Source organism: Mycobacterium sp. TY815 (assembly GCF_030755135.1).
Taxonomy (GTDB): domain Bacteria; phylum Actinomycetota; class Actinomycetes; order Mycobacteriales; family Mycobacteriaceae; genus Mycobacterium.
This window is the reverse complement of the sequence record NZ_JAUFRX010000001.1, coordinates 3,235,782-3,253,798: the sequence shown is the minus strand read 5'-3', so window position 1 is coordinate 3,253,798 and position 18,017 is coordinate 3,235,782. Positions and strand designations below refer to the sequence as shown.

Genomic DNA, 18,017 nt, shown 5'->3' with positions numbered 1-18,017 from the left:
ATGGGTCGACTATTCGGCACCGACGGCGTCCGGGGAGTCGCCAATCGCGAGTTGACCGCCGAGCTGGCGCTCGCACTGGGCGCCGCCGCGGCGCGGCACCTGGCGAGTTCGACCGGCCCGGGCCGCCGAATGGCCGTGATCGGCCGCGATCCGCGGGCCAGCGGCGAAATGCTGGAGGCTGCGGTGATCGCGGGCCTGAGCAGCGAAGGGGTGGACGCGCTGCGGGTCGGGGTGCTTCCGACACCCGCCGTCGCCTACCTGACCGGCGCTTACGACGCCGACTTCGGCGTGATGATCTCGGCTTCGCACAACCCGATGCCCGACAACGGCATCAAAATCTTCGGCCCCGGGGGCCACAAACTCGACGACGACACCGAAGACCAGATCGAGAACCTGGTTGCGGCCGGTCCCGGCCTGCGACCGGTCGGCGCGGGAATCGGCCGGGTCGTCGACGCCGAGGACGCGGCCGAGCGCTACCTGCGCCACGTCGGCAAGGCCAGCACCGTCCGCCTCGACGGGCTGACCGTGGTTGTCGACTGTGCCCATGGCGCAGCCTCCGTCGCCGCACCGAGGGCCTACCGCGCGGCCGGCGCCCGCGTCATCGCCATCAACGCCGAACCCAACGGCCTCAACATCAACGAGCGCTGCGGTTCCACCCACCTGGAGGGACTGCGCGACGCAGTCCTCGCTCACCGCGCCGACCTGGGGATCGCCCACGATGGTGACGCCGACCGGTGCCTGGCCGTTGACGCCAACGGCGAACTGGTCGACGGCGACACCATCATGGTGGTCCTGGCTCTGGCCATGAAAGAGTCCGGTGAACTGGCCTCCGACACCCTGGTGGCGACGGTGATGAGCAACCTCGGACTGCACCTGGCCATGCGCGCCGCCGGCGTGACCGTGCGTACCACCGGTGTCGGTGACCGGTACGTGCTCGAAGAGTTGCGGGCCGGCGATTTCAGCCTTGGCGGCGAGCAGTCCGGCCATATCGTGATGCCGGCGCTGGGTTCCACCGGTGACGGCATCGTCACCGGGCTGCGCCTGATGACCCGGATGGTGCAGACCGGTTCGCCGCTGTCCGCGCTGGCGGCGGCGATGCAGACCCTGCCGCAGGTGTTGATCAACGTCGATGTGGCCGACAAGGCCACCGCCGCCGTGGCGCCGGCGGTGCAGAATGCGGTGGCGCAGGCCGAGGCCGAACTCGGTGACACCGGTCGAATCCTGTTGCGTCCCTCGGGAACTGAGCCACTCATCCGGGTGATGGTGGAGGCTGGCGACGAGGAGATCGCGCAGCGGCTGGCCACCACGGTGGCCGACGCTGTCAGCGCCGCCGGCTGAAACTCGGTGGAACCTCGACGCCCCGTGCGGCGTCGAATGAGGTATGAGACTTGATAGTGCGGACGTGCGCGGTGTCGCTGACCGGATCGACGATGCGGCCGAACTGATCGGCGAGGCCGTATCGAACCACTTGGCGCGGTTGGCCTTTGACGGTGCCTGCGCCGGGCGGGCCTATGCCGTGTATGGCGACAGATTGCGGGGCGAGCTGGATGGCCTGGCCGCCGAACTATCGCAGTGGTCTAGTGCGGCGGCCGAGCTCGCCGCCGCGTTGCGTGCCGGAGCGGACAGCTACGCCGAGGCCGAGTCGTACGCCGCGGCCCGGATCGCGTAATCGTGTCCGAGCGGTTGGACGTCGCGGGGCGACTGGCTGAAGGTCTGCCCGCGCTAGAGCACATCCAGACCTATGTACGGGCTTGCGGGCAGGCCGGTTACCAGCATCCGGAGCTGACCGGCGATCCCGCGCAGGTATCCGACCTGTATGCCGGTGAAGAGGGGCTCGACCTGAATGTCCTCGACGGCGACTGTGCGGCGTTGCGCGCCGCGGCGGCGGTGATCGCCGAAGCGCTGCGATTGCAGCGCGATCAGCTCACCGTGCTGGCGACGGCCTGGACGGGATCGGGCGCCGACTCCGCGATTGCGTTTCTGCGGCGCCACTGCGACATCGCCTCTGCGGTGGTCAATGAGGTCCGCGCGGCGGCCCAACGTTGCGAATCGCTGCGGGACAATCTGTGGCGCCTGGTCGATGCGAAAGTCTCGACGACCACCGCGATCGACGGCCGCACGGCCGCCCAGCGGCCGGTTTGGCTGGCCGCCGCTGCCGCGCTCACGACCGACGCGGGCGCCCGCGAGGTGATTGATCGACAGGTAAAGCCCTACGTGGACAACGATATTCGGCATGATTGGCGCAGCGCGATGCTGTCTGCCCAGGCGGGCGTCGCGGCGGCCTACGACATGGTCACCGACCGGTTCGCCGCTGCTCCGCGCGCTCATTTCGAAATGCCCGGTGACTTCGGCGAGTACCGCGGGCCCGCCGCTGCGACGTCACCGCTGACGCCGGCCGCCCTCGCCGCCTTGCCGGGCGAGCCGGTGCCGGCCAGGTTCGCCGCGGCCCCCCTGAGCATCACGCCGCCGACGCCCGCGCCGGCGCCGCCGATGTCCGTACCGGCGGCGACGATGTCCGCGCCGGCGGCGGGGACGACACAACCTGACCTGGGGGCCGGGTGGCCGGGGGACTCGGGCCTGTCGGGCGGTGGTGGCGGATTCGGCAGTGGAGGCGGATTCGACAGTGGTGGCGGCCTGGGCGGGCTCGGTGGCCTCGCCAGCCGGATCGTCGCGGGCTTGGGCGACCTGCTGAAGTCCTCGGCCGGCGACGCCGAGGACGACCTGACCGACGACGAGGGCGACCGGCAGGAACCGGACCCGCTAAAAGAACCGGCAGAGCCGGAGAAACCCGAATCCGCGCAATCACGGGCGCACGGCGTTGCGCCGGCCACGCCGCCGCTCAGTGCAGCCCAACCCGCGGCCGCGGTACCCGCCCCAGCGACACCTCCGGCCGCGGCGCCGCCCGTCGGAGCGCCACCCGTCCAGCCACCGGCTGCCGCCCCGGTCGCCGCGGGATCGACACCGTGCGAGATCGCGGCGAACGAACTTCCGCAGGCGGGCCAGTGACGTCAGGGCAGCAGTTGCAGCAGTTCCTCGACATAGCGAACGGCTTCATCAGCCTGTGCCGTCGCAGGGCGGACCAGCAGCGTGGTCACCCCTGCCTCGGCGAAGACGGCCAGCCGTTCGGCGATGAAGCCGCGCGGGCCGATCAGGGAGACCCCACGCACCAGTTCGTCGGGCAACGCGTCGATCGCCTCTCGCTTGCGGCCGGCGAGGTAGAGCTCCTGGATCCGGTCGGCGGCCTCGCCGAATCCGTACCGGGTAGCCAGGTCGTGGTAGAAATTCCGGCCCCGGGCGCCCATACCGCCGATGTAGAGCGCCAGCTGGGGCTTGATCCAGGCGAACCGGTCCTCGACGTCGTCTCCGATCGCCAGCGCGGTACCCACCATGACGTCCAGCGGGCCCAGCGCGGGATCACGCCTGGCGGCCCCGGCCGCCAGTGCCTCGCCCCACACCAGATGGGCCTTGTCCGGATAGTAGAACGCCGGTTGCCAACCCTCGGCGATCTCCGCGGTGAGTTCGACGTTCTTCGGGCCCAGTGCCGCAATCGATATTGGAATGCGTTCGCGCACTGGATGATTGATCAGTTTCAGGGCCTTGCCCAACCCCGTGCCGCGATCGGCGGGCAGCGGGATCTGATAGTGCTTGCCGTCATAGCGGAGCGGCTCCTGCCTGCGCCAGACCTGTCGGCAGATTTCCACGGCTTCGCGTGTGCGCCCCAGCGGGGCGTCGAACGCGATGCCGTGGAACCCTTCGATCACCTGCGGTCCGGAGGTGCCGATCCCGAGGTTGAAGCGGCCACCGGAGACATAGTCCAGGCCGGCGGCCGTCATGGCGAGCAGCGAAGGCGTTCGGATGAAGAGCGGCAACACGCCGGAGGCCAGCTCAACTCTGCTCGTCCTGGCCGCCAGAAACCCGAGCTGGCTGATGGCGTCAAAGGCGTAGGCTTCGGCGACCACGGCCACGTCGATGCCGACCTTCTCGAGTTCGACGACGCGGTCGACGGCCTCGTGAAAGCCACCCGAATAGTCCAGCGCGATCCCGATCCGCATCAACGACACTTACCACGGTCCCGCGCAGCCCGGGAATCAGCCTGTCGACGTGCCCGTCCAGTATTCGGCGAAGCGCTGCCCGTCACCAGCGAGCCGCAGGATGTCGTTGCCGGTGAACCGGACCGGACCGTCCGGGCCGCCGCCGGTGCCGACCCACCGGCCGGCGATCAGGTCGCCATCGTGCAGCGGGCCAAGCTCGACGGTAAAAGTCAAGTCCGTCAACATGTTTCGTGTCTGCTCGATGATCTGCGTCAGTTCGTCCGGTCCGTGCACATCGCGATCGGGCCAATGTCCCACGAAGTCGTCGGTGACGAGCTCCGCCGCGACGGGCCGCCCGGCCCACAGCTCACTTATCCAGCGCTGGTACAGACTCTGTGCGTCAGCCATACATGGCTACTACCCGCTCGCGTGTGCAGGGACACACCCGTGCCGGTCACTTCAATAGCGCGACGATCTTCTCCTCGGCGGTCACCGGCGGCGCTTCGGGATCCACCGGCTCGGTGCGGGGCAGCGTCACGTCCGGATCGGCGAAATCCCGGTAGGTCTTGTCCCCGCCCAGGGTGTAGAGCAGATAACCGGTCAGCAGAGCGCGCACCGCCCGTTGGGTCTTTCGGTCAGAGCCGGCCAGCCCCACGGCTTTCGACAGTCGCCGGCCTTCTACCAGGCCACCCCCTTCCGCCTTGCTGACGATACGCAGCGTGGCCTTGTCCCAGGCGCGGTCCAGCGTGAGAGCGTTGGAGTTCAGGGTCTTGGGGTCGCCGGGCGCGGTCAGGATGAGGCCGGGCACGTCGAGTCCCGCAGCCGGCAGTTCCGCCGGGGGAGCGGTCACCGTGGGGAACAGCGCGGCTACCGCGGCGAGCGGCCTACCGGCCGAGCCGGACATACCGGCGGCAGCGAACACCGCAGCCGACCCACCGAACCCATGACCGGCCAGACCGAGCTTGGCGGGGTGAACGCTGATCTCGCCGGGGCCAAGCCGCACCCCGGAGATGATGTCCAGGGCGACACCGAGATCGAACGCCAGGTTCATCACCGACGGGGCGAGACCACGCTGGGTGTCCGGCGCGCCGGCCACGATGCCCCAGGACGCCAGGTGCTCCAGCAGGCCCGAATATTGAGCGGACCCGGTCAGCCAGTCGTGCCCGAACGCGATACCGGGCAGATTCATGCCGGCTTCGGGGGTGTACACCACGCCGGGGAGTCCGGCAAAGGCCAGGTCACCGCGTAGAACGCGGTGTGGACCACGACGGGTGAGGGCGGCGACGAGCTTGCGGATGCGGGCCACCCGTCGACGTTAGCGGTGCGCCGGCGGATGGGTAAAGGCGGTCCACGTACCGCCGTCCCAATAGCGCTGGCCGGGTTGCCCGGATGGGTCGGGATACCAGCCCGCCGGTGTCGTCCTGGCCGGTACCGCCCCCGCCGGTTGCTGCGACCACGCCGGTTGTTGCTGGGCGATCGGTTGCTGCTGGCCAGTCATGGCCTGCGGATTCTGAGCCAGGTTCCGCACCTGTCGAATGGCGTGCATGTTGGAGAACAGCGCGATCCAGTTGAACACCACCAGCGACGCCAGACTCCACCAGCCCGCCAACAGGCAGTGGGTCTGCGCATCTTTATAGGCCCGTTCGCACTGCTCGAGTGTGCCGGTGTACCGAACGGTCTGCTGCTGCCAGAAAATCAGCGCTCCGGTGTGCTTGAGCAGGCTGATGTGAAACAACGGCCCCGGATACCCGGCCGCCGAGGGCTGCTGGTACGGCGGTGGCGCTTGGTACGGCTGTGACACAGCAAACCTTTCGTGCAGGTAGAGACATATACGATATCGCCGGTCCCGGTGATAATTCCGCACCTGCACTACCCTGGTCAGAATGTGCGGAATCGTCGGCTACGTCGGGCAGCGCCCTGCCTGCGACGTCGTGATGAACGCCTTGCGCCGGATGGAATACCGCGGCTACGACTCCTCGGGCATCGCACTGGCGGACGGCAAGGGCAAGCTCACGGTGCGCCGCCGCGCAGGTCAGCTCGCCAATCTGGAGTCGGCGCTCGCCGACATGACCGAGGCTGAACTGTCCGGCACCACCGGACTGGGCCACACCCGCTGGGCCACCCACGGCCGCCCGACCGACCGCAACGCGCACCCGCACCGCGATGCGGCCGGCAAGATCGCCGTCGTCCACAACGGCATCATCGAGAACTTCGCCTCGCTCCGACAGGAGCTGGAGGCCGCCGGCGTGGAGTTCGCCAGCGACACCGACACCGAGGTCGCGGTGCACCTGGTCGCCCGGGCCTATCACGACGGCGAGACGGCCGGCGATTTCGCCGCATCCGTGCTGTCGGTCCTGCGCCGGTTGGAAGGCCATTTCACGCTCGTCTTCGCCAACGCCGACGAGCCCGGCACCATCGTCGCCGCCCGCCGCTCAACACCTCTGGTCATCGGAATCGGCGAGGGCGAGATGTTCGTCGGCTCCGACGTGGCCGCCTTCATCGAGCACACCCGCCATGCGGTCGAGCTCGGTCAGGACCAGGCGGTGGTGATCACCGCCGACGGGTACCGGATCAGCGACTTCCACGGCAACGAGGATCTGGAAGCGGGCCGCGAGTACCGGGAATTCCATATCGACTGGGACCTCGCCGCCGCCGAAAAGGGCGGCTACGAGTACTTCATGCTCAAGGAGATCGCCGAGCAGCCCACCGCGGTTGCCGAGACCCTGCTCGGCCATTTCGTGGACAACCGGATCGTGCTCGACGAGCAGCGACTGTCCGACCAGGAACTGCGCGAGGTCGACAAGGTGTTCGTCGTCGCCTGCGGCACCGCCTACCACTCCGGTCTGCTCGCCAAGTACGCGATCGAGCACTGGACCAGACTGCCGGTGGAAGTCGAACTGGCCAGCGAGTTCCGCTACCGGGACCCGGTTCTGGATCGCAGCACCCTGGTCGTGGCCATCTCCCAGTCCGGCGAGACGGCCGACACGCTGGAGGCCGTCCGCCACGCCAAGGAGCAGAAGGCCAAAGTGCTGGCGATCTGCAATACCAACGGCTCGCAGATTCCGCGCGAATGCGACGCGGTGCTCTACACCCGCGCCGGCCCGGAGATCGGAGTCGCCTCCACCAAGACGTTCCTGGCGCAGATCACCGCCAATTACCTGGTGGGTCTGGCGCTGGCGCAGGCCCGCGGCACCAAGTACCCCGACGAAGTCGAACGTGAATATCGCGAGCTGGAAGCGATGCCCGACCTGGTGGCTCGGGTGATCGCGGCGACCGAACCGGTGGCCGACCTGGCGTACCGGTTCGCTCAGTCGTCGACGGTGTTGTTCCTCGGTCGCCACGTGGGCTATCCCGTGGCGCTGGAAGGCGCGCTGAAGCTCAAGGAACTGGCCTACATGCACGCCGAGGGGTTCGCGGCCGGCGAGCTCAAACACGGCCCGATCGCGCTGATCGAGGACGACCTGCCGGTGATCGTCGTGATGCCCTCGCCCAAGGGCTCGGCGATGCTACACGCCAAGCTGATGTCGAACATCCGCGAGATTCAGACCCGGGGCGCCGTGACCATCGTGATCGCTGAGGAAGGCGATGAAACGGTGCGCCCCTACGCCGACCATTTGATCGAAATCCCTTCGGTGTCAACACTTTTGCAGCCACTGCTGTCGACCATTCCGCTGCAGGTGTTTGCCGCGTCGGTCGCGCAGGCGCGTGGCTACGACGTCGACAAGCCACGTAATCTGGCGAAGTCGGTGACAGTCGAATAGACGGGGGCGCCATGAGGTGGGGGATCGTCAGTCTTGCGGTTTTCGTCGTGGCGTACGTCGGTCTGGTCGCGCTGTATGCGCTGACCGGCATGGGCCCGGCCCATCCCGTGACGGACGGCCAGCCGTCGGCCGACGGCACCACTGTGACGCTGGATATCACGGGCATCCAGCCCTACCGCAATGCGCTCGTCGGCGACCTCACGGTGACACCCGGGCCCGCGCTGCTGGATCCGCTGACCGGAAATCTCAAGGAAGACCTCACCGTCGCCGCCACATCCGCGACCACGCCGACCAGCCGTACCTGGCCGAAAGGCACGCAGCCCGGCGTCGTCCCGATATCGCTCAACATCAACGGTGACGTGTCCGATTGGCCGTTCGACAGCTACGTCTCCAAACCGGTGTCGATCAACCTCTTCCGCGGCACCCCGCAAACTCCGGAATGGGCTTCGGTGACATTCGTCGATCGCCTTCCCGGCTGGAAGGTCGAGGTGCAGGGCGGCGCCACAGGCGAAGTCAAGACCCCCTACCGTGCGCAGGTACAGCGCTCGCCCAGCACCGTCGCGCTTGCCGTCGTGCTCCTCGCGGTCCTGGTCTCCATTGCCGGCTTCGGTCTGTTCGTCGCCGTGCAGACAGTGCGCGACCGGCGGAAGTTCCAGCCGCCGATGACGACGTGGTTCGCGGCCATGCTGTTCGCGGTGATACCGCTGCGCAATGCGCTGCCCGACGCGCCCCCGTTCGGAGCGTGGGTCGACATCACCGTGGTGCTCTGGGTGATCGTGGCGCTGGTGGCATCGATGGGTCTCTACGTGTCGTGCTGGTGGCGGCACCTCGCCCCGGAGAAACCGGTGGAGCCAGCGAAATCAGAGACGCCGGCGCAAGCCGAGAAGCCGGCGGAACCAGGGCAGCCAGAGAAACCGGCGAAATCGGACCAGCCCGCAGTACCCGGCCGATGAGGCTCGCGATCACGGGCGTGCTGCTTTTCGTCGCCGCCTACATCGCATCGATCGTGTTGTATGTCGACAGCGGTATGGGTCATCCGCACCGCATCGCTGACGGTTCGGCCCCGTCCGACGCGACCCGGGTCACATTCGACATCGAGGACATTCAGTCCGACAACAGCGTGCTGCGGGCCAACATCACCGTCGAACCCGGCGCCGGCTTGCTGGACCCGCAGACGCACACCCTCAAAGACGATCTCAGCGTCGTGGCGACCTCGGTGACGTCGGCCAGCAAGCGGACGTGGCCGAAGGGCACTCTTCCCGACATCATCCCGGTCGCAGTCACGCTCACCGGCGACGTCGCGGACTGGCCGTTCGACAGCTACCAGTCGGGCCCTTTGGCCATGCAGCTCTTCTCCGGGGCCGACCAGACGCCGGTGCCGGCCGCGGCCACCCTGGTCGATCGGCTACTCGGCTGGAAAATCGAGGTGAATCGGCTGGGCGCGGGCAACGAGCGCGCGCCCTACCGCCTCGATCTGTACCGGTCACCCAGTACCGCGGCCTTCGGTCTGGTCATCCTGGGTGTGCTCGTCGCGCTCGCGGTGCTGGCCCTGTTCGTCGCGGTGCAGACATTCCGCAACCGCCGGAAGTTTCAGCCACCGATGACGACCTGGTACGCGGCGATGCTGTTCGCGGTGATGCCCTTGCGGGGTGCGCTTCCCGACGCTCCGCCGTTCGGCGCGTGGATCGACGTGACGGTGGTGCTGTGGGTCATCGTGGTGCTGGTGATATCGCTGACGCTCTACATCGCGTGCTGGTGGCGGCACCTGGCCCCACACAGGGCCGAGCAGCCGACGAAACCGACTGAGCCATAATCGAGTAACTGAGCGGAATGTTGCCCACGCTGTACGCTGCGACCGCGGGCGTGAAAGGGTTGAACGGTGGCGAGGGTATCGGTATCGGTACGGGCTCGGGCGTTGGTGCGCATCGTGTGGCACTACGTCACCAGCGCGCCGCTGACCTACGGCTGGCTGCTCGCGCTGGCCATCACGACGCTCGTGCAGAACCTGCTCACCGGCCATCAGCTGCACTCGATCCTGTTGCACCGCTACACGAACGTGCACGCGCTGGCGACCGATCCGCTGGGCGTCCTGTTTTCCAGCCTGTGGTGGATCGACGGCCGGAGCCTGGAACCCTACCTGCTGCTGTTCACCATCTTCCTGGCGCCAGCCGAGCGATGGCTCGGCCAATTGCGTTGGCTCACTGTGGGATTGACGTCGCACATCGTCGCCACCTATGTCAGTGAAGGCCTGCTGTACATGGCGATCCAAATGCACGACGCCTCGGCGAGATCGGTACGCGCCCACGACATCGGGGTCAGCTACTTCCTGGTCGGTGTCATGGGGATCCTCACCTACCGGATCGCGCGGCCCTGGCGCTGGGGTTACCTGGGGGTGCTGCTGCTCATCTTCGGCTTTCCGGTGCTGGTGATGGACCGCATCGAGCTCAGCTTCACCGCCATCGGTCATTTCGCGGCGCTGCTGATCGGCCTGGCGTTCTTCCCGATGGCCCGTGAGCGCACGACCGGGTCCTGGAACCCGGCGGAGCGATTCAGAGCCGTCTTCGGTCGGCGGAAAACACAGGAGGCGCCGGGCTGACGATGCGGCACTACTACTCTGCGGACACGATTCGCGACGCGGAAGCGCCGCTGCTGGCCAGCCTGCCCGACGGCGTACTGATGAAACGGGCCGCCTACGGCCTGGCCACCGCGATCATTCGTGAGCTGACCGCCCGCACGGGCGGAGTCGCGGGCCGCCGAGTCTGTGCCGTCGTAGGGTCCGGCGACAACGGCGGCGACGCGCTGTGGGCGGCGACTTTCCTGCGACGGCGCGGCGCCGCCGCCGACGCGGTGCTGCTCAACCCCGACAAGACCCATCGAAAAGGCCTGGCGGCGTTCCGCAGGGCGGGCGGCCGTGTCGTCGAAAACATCGATAAGTCAACGGATCTCGTCATCGACGGGGTAGTGGGCATCTCCGGTTCGGGTCCGCTGCGGCCGGCCGCGGCCCAGGTCTTCGACCGGGCCGGTGACATCCCGGTGGTCGCCGTCGACATTCCCAGTGGCATCGACGTAGCCACCGGCGCCATCACCGGACCCGCCGTGCGCGCCGCGCTCACCGTCACTTTCGGCGGCCTCAAACCCGTACATGCGCTGGCTGACTGCGGCCGTGTCGAGCTCGTCGACATCGGACTCGACCTGCCCGAGACCGACCTGCGCAGTTTCCAGGCCGCCGATGTCCTGGCGCGCTGGCCGGTGCCGGGTGCCCGCGACGACAAGTACACCCAGGGCGTCACCGGCGTGCTGGCCGGTTCCTCGACCTACCCCGGCGCCGCGGTGCTCTGTACGGGCGCCGCGGTCGCGACCCATTCGGGCATGGTCCGCTACGCCGGCAGCGCCAAAAACGAAGTCCTGGCCCGGTGGCCGGAAGTCATCGCTTCGCCCACCCCGGCGGCGGCCGGGCGGGTGCAGTCCTGGGTGGTCGGGCCCGGCCTGGGCACCGACGAGGCCGGGGCGGCGGCCCTATGGTTCGCCCTGGACACCAACCTGCCGGTGCTGGTCGATGCCGACGGCCTGACCATGCTCGCCGCCCATCCGGAGCTGGTGGCCGGCCGTACCGCCCCCACGGTGCTGACCCCGCATGCCGGAGAGTTCGCGCGGCTGGCCGGATCGCCGCCGGGAGACGACCGGGTGGGCACGACGCGCCGGCTGGCCGACGCCCTGGGGGCCACCGTGCTGCTCAAGGGCAATGTCACCGTCATCGCCGATCCCGGCGGACCCGTCTACCTCAACCCGGCCGGGCAGTCCTGGGCGGCCACCGCCGGGTCGGGGGACGTGTTGTCCGGAATGATCGGCGCCCTGCTGGCATCGGGTTTACCCCCCGCCGAGGCCGCCGCGGCCGCCGCATTCGTCCATGCCCGAGCGGCCGCGTTGTCGGCCGCCGACCCAGGCCCGGGGGAGGCGCCGACCTCGGCGTCGCGGATTCTGCACCACATCCGGGCGGCTGTGGCTGATCTCTAAGCCGCCCTCTAAGCAACCAGCAACGAAAGGATCGATCGCCGTGTCCAAGAGTCACCCGTCGATGGCCACCCACTCGATCACGCCGGCCTACACCGGTCGCCTGTTCACCGCGCCGGTGCCGGCGTTGCGGATGCCCGAGGAGTCGATGGATCCGGAGGCCGCCTACCGGTTCATCCACGACGAGTTGATGCTCGACGGCAGTTCGCGGCTGAACCTGGCCACCTTCGTCACCACCTGGATGGACCCCGAGGCCGGGAAGCTGATGGCCGAAACGTTCGACAAGAACATGATCGACAAGGACGAGTACCCCGCCACCGCGGCCATCGAGCAGCGCTGCGTGTGCATGGTTGCCGACCTGTTCCACGCCGAGGGTCTGAGGGACGACGACCCCAGCAGCGCCACCGGGGTGTCCACCATCGGCTCCAGCGAGGCGGTGATGTTGGGCGGCCTGGCGATGAAATGGCGCTGGCGCGCCAAGACCAAGGACTGGAAGGGACGCACCCCCAACCTGGTGATGGGTTCCAACGTGCAGGTGGTGTGGGAGAAGTTCTGTCGCTACTTCGACGTCGAGCCCCGCTACCTGCCGATGGAAGAGGGCCGCTACGTCATCACGCCTGAGCAGGTTCTCGACGCCGTCGACGAGGACACCATCGGCGTGGTGGCGATCCTGGGCACCACCTATACCGGGGAACTCGAGCCGGTGGCAGAGATCTGCGCGGCCCTGGACAAGCTGGCCGCCGATGGTGGTGTGGACGTCCCGGTGCACGTCGACGCCGCCAGCGGCGGGTTCGTGGTGCCGTTCCTGCACCCGGATCTGGTGTGGGACTTCCGGTTACCGCGGGTGGTCTCGATCAACGTCAGCGGCCACAAGTACGGGTTGACCTATCCGGGCATCGGGTTCGTGGTGTGGCGCAGCCCCGAATACCTACCCGAGGACCTGGTCTTCCGGGTCAACTACCTGGGTGGAGATATGCCGACCTTCACGCTGAACTTCTCCCGCCCCGGCAACCAGGTGGTCGGCCAGTACTACAACTTCCTGCGGCTGGGCCGCGAGGGCTACACGCAGGTCATGCAGTCGCTGTCCTCGACCGCGCGCTGGCTCGGTGAGCAGCTGCGCACCGGCGAGCACATGGAGATCATCTCCGACGGCTCGGCCATTCCGGTGGTCAGCTTCCGGCTGGCCAAAGACCGCGGTTACACCGAGTTCGACGTGTCCCACGAGCTGCGCGGCTACGGCTGGCAGGTGCCGGCCTACACCATGCCGGACAACGCCACCGACGTGTCAGTGCTGCGCATTGTGGTGCGCGAGGGGCTCTCGGCCGACCTGGCCCGCGCGCTGCACGACGACGCGATCAAGGCACTGGCGTCGCTGGACAAGCTCAAGCCGGGCGGACACTACGAGGCGGAACACTTCGCGCACTGAGCAGTACCTATCGGGGAACTGACCGGCATTTCGACGTGGCCGGAAACCGCTCGACGCGCGATATGCGGCCGCTGATAACCCGGAATGGGCTGAGCTGGCTGGCGCGCCACAAAATATTGCCAACTGCGTAAATTGATTGGCGGAAAGGCCCCGAAGCCCTGGTGCTCGTATGGCATGCTCTAGCCCTCTGCATGACTTTGAACCTCGTACGGGCCGGGTTTAGGAGGCAGGATGTCTTACGTTGCTGTGTTGCCGGACATGCTGGCCTCCGCCGCCGCAGATGTAGCACGTCTGGGTGCGTCGCTGAACGACGCGACGGAGGCGTTCGCGGCTCCCGCTTCCTCGGTGCTGGCCGCCGCTGAAGACGAGATATCAACAACAATCGCATCGCTGTTCTCCGGCCACGCCCGCGAGTATCAGGCAATCGGCGCGCGTATCGCAGCGTTCAATGCCGAGTTCGGCAGCGCGCTGGCGGGGGCGGGCACTGCATATCTGGTCGCCGATGCGGCCAGCGTTTCGCCGTTGCAAACCCTCGCAGAGGGGCTGTTAGGCGTCATTAACGCACCGACCAACGCGTTGCTGGGACGTCCGCTTATCGGCGATGGCACAAACGGTGCGCCTGGAACGGGGGCCAATGGTGGAGCCGGCGGCATTCTGTGGGGCAACGGCGGCGCCGGTGGGTCGGGCGCGGCGGGTTCGCAGGGTGGGACCGGCGGCGCGGCCGGTTTAATCGGCAATGGCGGGGCGGGGGGCGCCGGTGGCGCGGGCGGCGGCGCTGGTGGCACGGGCGGCGCCGGCGGCTGGTTGCGGGGCAACGGCGGAGCCGGTGGTGCCGGCGGTGTCGGCGGCGCCACTGTCGCCGGCGGATCAGGTGGAATGGGCGGCAGCGCACGACTTTTCGGTGACGGCGGGATCGGCGGCATCGGCGGTGCGGGTGCGGCTGGTGCAGTCGGCGCCGCGGGCGCCGCCGGCACGTCGTCGACAGCTGACGGCGGTATCGGAGGTGTCGGCGGGCCCGGCGGAAAGGCCGGCAACGGCGGTGCCGGCGGCAACGGCGGAATGGTGTTCGGCGATGGAGGGGCCGGCGGACAGGGCGGGGTCGGCGGGGCCGGAGGCGTCGGTGGCGCCGGAGGCGCGGGATGGAACACCACGACGCCAGGCGACACCGGTGGTGATGGCGGTGACAGCGGTGCCGGAGGCGACGGTGGCACCGGTGGCGCGGGTGGCGCAGGCGGCAAGGGATCGGCGCTGTTCGGCGCCGCAGGTCTGAACGGCAACGGGGGAGCAGGCGGAGCCGGTGGCAATGCCGGGGCACCCGGAGACGGTGGCACCGGCGGTGCTGGACCCGACGCCCTGACGCCAGGCGGTACCGGCGGCAAAGGCGGCGACCCCACCGGGTTCGGTAAGGGTGGGGCCGGCGGGGCAGCCGGTGGTGCCGGCGCCGTCGCCGGCGCGGCCGGCGCAACGGGCGTCATCGTTACCGGCAATGGCGGTAACGGCGGTGAGGGCGGAGCGGGCTACACCGGCAGCGGTTCCGGGGGCGCCGGAGGTACCGGCGGGGCCGGCGGCGCCTACGGCAACGGTGGTACCGGCGGAGTCGGCGGTGACGCCGTGGGTGCGGGGGACGGCGGCGCCGGTGGCGACGGGGGAGTGAGCGGTGCGCTGGCAGGACGGGGGGGCGACGGTGGTCACGGAGGCGACGGCGCCGGTGCGGGGAGCGGGGGTAGCGGCGGTAACGGCGCCACCGTGTCATCGTATGGGTCCGTTGACGCCATCGCGGGCAACGGGGGGCGTGGCGGCGACGGTTCGACGGGAGGTTCGGGCGGCTCCGGAGGTTACGCGTCGTCCTATGGGACTGGAAGCGCGACGGGCGGCGCCGGCGGAGACGGGGGTTCGGGGACCACTGGTGCCGGCGGATCCGCAGGAAGCGGTGGTTCGGCCACCATCATCAACTACGCCTCGACAGGAGACGCCACCGGCGGCGTGGGCGGACAGGGCGGCAGCGGTTCCAGCGGCGGGTGGGGTGGTTCCGGCGGTTCGGTGTACACCTCCGCCACAGGGCACGCGATCGGTGGTGCCGGCGGCGATGGTGGTGACGGGAGCGTCTTCGGCGGCGGAAATGGTGGCTACGGCGGAGCGGTGAGTGTCAACAACTACGCGTCGACCGCGCCTGCCGTTGCCGGCAACGGCGGCAAGGGTGGCAGCGGCGCAACCACCGGCGGTGTCGGCGGATCCGGCGCTTCGGTGTATAGCGTCGGGCTTGGAGCCATCACTACCGGTTCGGGCGGGGATGGCGGTTTCGGAGCTTCGTCCGGCGCGACCGGCGGCAGCGGGGGTTACGCAACCCTGTCGAATTCGTCCTCAACAGCTACGGTGACCACGGGCAGCGGCGGCCGCGGCGGCGATGGGGCCGCCGGCGGCGATGGCGGCGATGGCGGCTACCTCTCGACCTCGGGTCGCGGCAATGCGGTCGCCGGTGGCGGTGGCGACGGCGGCAACGGGACCACCGGCAGTGGCGGGTCAGGCGGTAGCGGCGGCGAAGCGTTCGCCAATAACAGTGGTGCCACAGGGACGGTCACCGCCGGCAGTGGCGGGAATGGCGGCGACGGCGCCAGTGGCGGAGACGGGGGCCTCGGCGGCAACGCGTCCAGCCAGGGTGGCAGCGTGCACGGCGGTGCCGGTGGCAACGGAGGCGTCGGCACCACGGCCGACGGCGGCGATGGCGCCAGCGGCGGATCGGCGGAAACATCCGGACTTGGCAACGTCACGGCCGGCGCCGGGGGAGACGGAGGCGCAGGTGCCACCTCCGGCGGGGCTGGCGGCGTCGGCGGGAAGGCGACGGTGACCAATACCGCCTCGACGGGTACCGCGACGTCCGGCAGCGGCGGCGACGGAGGTGCCGGGACCACTCAGGCCGGCGGATCTGGCGGCAGCGCCGGCAATGCGACTTCCAAGGGCAATGGTGCGGTGATCGGCGGTGACGGCGGCGCCGGTGGCAGCGGAGCCACCAGTGGAGGAGGGGGCGGCTCGGGTGGATCCGTATCCACCTATGGATCGGGCGATGTCACCGGTGGTGCTGGTGGTGATGCCGGCGCCGGAGTCTCCGCCGCCGGTGGGTCCGGTGGCAGCGGCGGTGCCGGCAGCATCTACAACAACGCCTCCAAGGGGACGGCCACCTCGGGCAGCGGTGGATCGGGCGGCCGCGGTGCGTCCGGCGGGTCAGGTGGCTCGGGCGGCTACACGTCCAGCGACGGGCTCGGGGACATCGTGGCCGGCAGCGGTGGTGATGGCGGCACCGGGACCGTCTCCGACGGCGGGGCAGGCGGCTCGGGAGGGACGGCGAACGGCTCCGGTCCCGCGTCCACCGGAACTGCCCGCGGCGGGCATGGCGGCAAGGGTGGCGCCGGGGCCACCAGTGGCGGGGCCGGCGGCTCGGGCGGCTCGGTCTCCACCCAGGGGCTGGGCAACCTGATCGGCGGCGACGGCGGTGACGGCGGCGCCGGGACCACGGCCAACGGCGGCTCGGGCAGCGGTGGCGGCTCTGTCAGCAACTACAACAACGCCTCGAGCGGGAACCTCGTCGGCGGAAAGGGCGGCCATGGCGGGGATGGCCTTTCCGGCGGATACGGCGGTTCCGGGGGCTCGGTGAACAGCCAGGGGCTTGGCAACCTGATCGGCGGTGACGGCGGTGACGGCGGCTCCGGGACCACGGGCGCCGGCGCAGCCGGCGGCAGCGGCGGGTCAGTGAACGGCTTTGGTGCCGCGTCACAGCAAACGCTCACCGCCGGCGACGGAGGCAAGGGCGGCACCGGCGCCAGCGGCGGCAACGGCGGGTCTGGTGGAACGGCATCGTCGTCAGGCCTCGGCGCCATCTTCGCCGGGGCGGGCGGGAACGGCGGCTTAGGCACCGACGGTCCTGGTGGGGCCGGCGGAAACGGGGGCAGTGCGACTCTTTCCAACTTCGGCAACCCGTACGATGCCGTCGCCGGCGCCGCCGGCGATGGCGGCGACGGATCCATCGGCGGGTCCGGCGGTTTCGGCGGTTCGGCGTCCACCTCGGGGAATGGCAATGCCATGGCCTCCGACGGCGGTGACGGCGGAGCAGGGACCACTGGCGCCGGCGGGTCCGGGGGCGGTGGGGGCTCTGCGGGTGTCTACAACGGCACGGTCGCCGGTAAAGCTGTCGCAGGAAACGGGGGTAGCGGCGGCAACGGTGCCAGCGGTGGGTCGGGCGGCACCGGCGGCAACGTCGTCCAAGGCGGCTTGGGCGATATAACGGCCGGTCACGGTGGGGACGGAGGCGCGGGTAGCGCCGGTGATGGCGGGTCCGGGGGAGGTGGCGGCACGGCGGTCATCGGCCTCGCCGCCAACCAGAATGCTGCTGTCGGTGGTAACGGTGGCGCCGGAGGTGCCGGTGCGGTCAACGGCGGTGCCGGCGGCTCTGGTGGCGCGGCGACGAATTCCGGCTTGTCATCCGCAACAGGTGGTGACGGTGGTGACGGCGGGTCCGGCGCGACCGGTGGTGACGGCGGCAAAGGTGGGAGCGCTCAGGCATACCGCAACGTCAGCACGGCTATCGCGATCGGTGGCGCGGGCGGGCGGGGTGGTGACAGCTCGGGAGTGGCGATCGACGGCGGCGATGGCGGCGGTGGTGGTGACGCGTCCGCACACGTCTATCCGGTCAACGCCATTGCCGGCACCGGTGGGCTCGGCGGGGCTGCCACCGGCGGTGGATCGACCGGGTCTACAGGAATAGACGGCGGCACCTACCCGCTCTAGGTGCCGGTT

Annotated in this window: 14 protein-coding genes; 10 read left to right on the top strand and 4 right to left on the bottom strand. The window is 69.5% G+C overall.

Annotated features, from left to right (window positions below; genetic code table 11):
• Genes glmM through QXK92_RS13885 form a run of 3 tightly spaced genes read left to right on the top strand, consistent with a single transcriptional unit; the run spans position 1 to position 3,006 of the window.
• Complete coding sequence (gene glmM / locus QXK92_RS13895; RefSeq protein ID WP_306242178.1) at positions 1-1,338, top strand: phosphoglucosamine mutase; 1,338 nt, start codon at positions 1-3, stop codon at positions 1,336-1,338.
• Positions 1,339-1,381: 43 nt separating this feature from the next.
• On the top strand, positions 1,382-1,669 hold the full coding sequence (locus QXK92_RS13890) for a type VII secretion target (RefSeq protein WP_306242177.1): 288 nt from the start codon (positions 1,382-1,384) through the stop codon (positions 1,667-1,669).
• A gap of 2 nt (positions 1,670-1,671) precedes the next feature.
• The gene (locus QXK92_RS13885; RefSeq protein WP_306242176.1) at positions 1,672-3,006 is read left to right on the top strand and encodes a hypothetical protein; all 1,335 of its coding nucleotides are present in this window, start codon (positions 1,672-1,674) and stop codon (positions 3,004-3,006) included.
• Positions 3,007-3,008: 2 nt separating this feature from the next.
• Here QXK92_RS13885 and QXK92_RS13880 read toward each other — a convergent pair whose 3' ends face one another.
• From QXK92_RS13880 to QXK92_RS13865, 4 genes are read right to left on the bottom strand one after another with little or no spacing between them, the layout of a single operon-like run.
• A complete protein-coding gene (locus QXK92_RS13880) occupies positions 3,009-4,052 on the bottom strand; it encodes an LLM class F420-dependent oxidoreductase (protein ID WP_306242175.1) in 1,044 nt (347 codons plus the stop codon).
• Positions 4,053-4,088: 36 nt separating this feature from the next.
• On the bottom strand, positions 4,089-4,439 hold the full coding sequence (locus QXK92_RS13875) for an ester cyclase (RefSeq protein WP_306242174.1): 351 nt from the start codon (positions 4,437-4,439) through the stop codon (positions 4,089-4,091).
• A 46-nt stretch (positions 4,440-4,485) separates the two neighbouring features.
• The gene (locus QXK92_RS13870; protein WP_306242173.1) at positions 4,486-5,337 is read right to left on the bottom strand and encodes a dienelactone hydrolase family protein; all 852 of its coding nucleotides are present in this window, start codon (positions 5,335-5,337) and stop codon (positions 4,486-4,488) included.
• 9 nt (positions 5,338-5,346) lie between these two features.
• Entirely contained in the window at positions 5,347-5,766 is a 420-nt protein-coding gene (locus tag QXK92_RS13865; protein WP_306244421.1) for a DUF2510 domain-containing protein, read from the bottom strand.
• A gap of 148 nt (positions 5,767-5,914) precedes the next feature.
• Here QXK92_RS13865 and glmS point away from each other — a divergent pair, with 148 nt between their 5' ends.
• The 7 genes from glmS (at position 5,915) to QXK92_RS13830 (ending at position 18,008) form a co-directional block, all read left to right on the top strand.
• Entirely contained in the window at positions 5,915-7,792 is a 1,878-nt protein-coding gene (gene glmS / locus QXK92_RS13860; RefSeq protein WP_306242172.1) for a glutamine--fructose-6-phosphate transaminase (isomerizing), read from the top strand.
• Positions 7,793-7,803: 11 nt separating this feature from the next.
• Positions 7,804-8,745 (top strand): DUF4436 domain-containing protein, encoded by a 942-nt coding sequence (locus QXK92_RS13855; RefSeq protein WP_306242171.1) that lies wholly within the window; start codon positions 7,804-7,806, stop codon positions 8,743-8,745.
• Positions 8,742-9,605 carry a DUF4436 domain-containing protein gene (locus tag QXK92_RS13850; RefSeq protein WP_306242170.1) on the top strand — a complete coding sequence of 288 codons (864 nt, stop codon included), beginning with the start codon at positions 8,742-8,744 and terminating at the stop codon, positions 9,603-9,605. Before QXK92_RS13855 ends, QXK92_RS13850 begins: the two co-directional genes overlap by 4 nt.
• A gap of 66 nt (positions 9,606-9,671) precedes the next feature.
• Positions 9,672-10,388 (top strand): rhomboid-like protein, encoded by a 717-nt coding sequence (locus QXK92_RS13845; protein WP_306242169.1) that lies wholly within the window; start codon positions 9,672-9,674, stop codon positions 10,386-10,388.
• A gap of 2 nt (positions 10,389-10,390) precedes the next feature.
• Positions 10,391-11,806, top strand: coding sequence for an NAD(P)H-hydrate dehydratase (locus QXK92_RS13840; protein WP_306242168.1), 1,416 nt, complete (start codon positions 10,391-10,393; stop codon positions 11,804-11,806).
• 40 nt (positions 11,807-11,846) lie between these two features.
• Positions 11,847-13,229, top strand: coding sequence for a glutamate decarboxylase (locus tag QXK92_RS13835; RefSeq protein ID WP_306242167.1), 1,383 nt, complete (start codon positions 11,847-11,849; stop codon positions 13,227-13,229).
• Positions 13,230-13,460: 231 nt separating this feature from the next.
• On the top strand, positions 13,461-18,008 hold the full coding sequence (locus QXK92_RS13830) for a PE family protein (protein WP_306242166.1): 4,548 nt from the start codon (positions 13,461-13,463) through the stop codon (positions 18,006-18,008).
• Positions 18,009-18,017: the final 9 nt, after the last annotated feature.

Excerpts from the sequence above, each read along its gene's own strand:
- glmM (WP_306242178.1), top strand. The coding sequence starts at position 1 with ATGGGTCGACTATTCGGCACCGACGGCGTCCGGGGAGTCGCCAATCGC.
- QXK92_RS13890 (WP_306242177.1), top strand. The coding sequence starts at position 1,382 with ATGAGACTTGATAGTGCGGACGTGCGCGGTGTCGCTGACCGGATCGAC.
- QXK92_RS13880 (WP_306242175.1), bottom strand. The coding sequence starts at position 4,052 with ATGCGGATCGGGATCGCGCTGGACTATTCGGGTGGCTTTCACGAGGCC.
- QXK92_RS13875 (WP_306242174.1), bottom strand. The coding sequence starts at position 4,439 with ATGGCTGACGCACAGAGTCTGTACCAGCGCTGGATAAGTGAGCTGTGG.
- glmS (WP_306242172.1), top strand. The coding sequence starts at position 5,915 with ATGTGCGGAATCGTCGGCTACGTCGGGCAGCGCCCTGCCTGCGACGTC.
- QXK92_RS13855 (WP_306242171.1), top strand. The coding sequence starts at position 7,804 with ATGAGGTGGGGGATCGTCAGTCTTGCGGTTTTCGTCGTGGCGTACGTC.
- QXK92_RS13850 (WP_306242170.1), top strand. The coding sequence starts at position 8,742 with ATGAGGCTCGCGATCACGGGCGTGCTGCTTTTCGTCGCCGCCTACATC.
- QXK92_RS13840 (WP_306242168.1), top strand. The coding sequence starts at position 10,391 with ATGCGGCACTACTACTCTGCGGACACGATTCGCGACGCGGAAGCGCCG.
- QXK92_RS13830 (WP_306242166.1), top strand. The coding sequence starts at position 13,461 with ATGTCTTACGTTGCTGTGTTGCCGGACATGCTGGCCTCCGCCGCCGCA.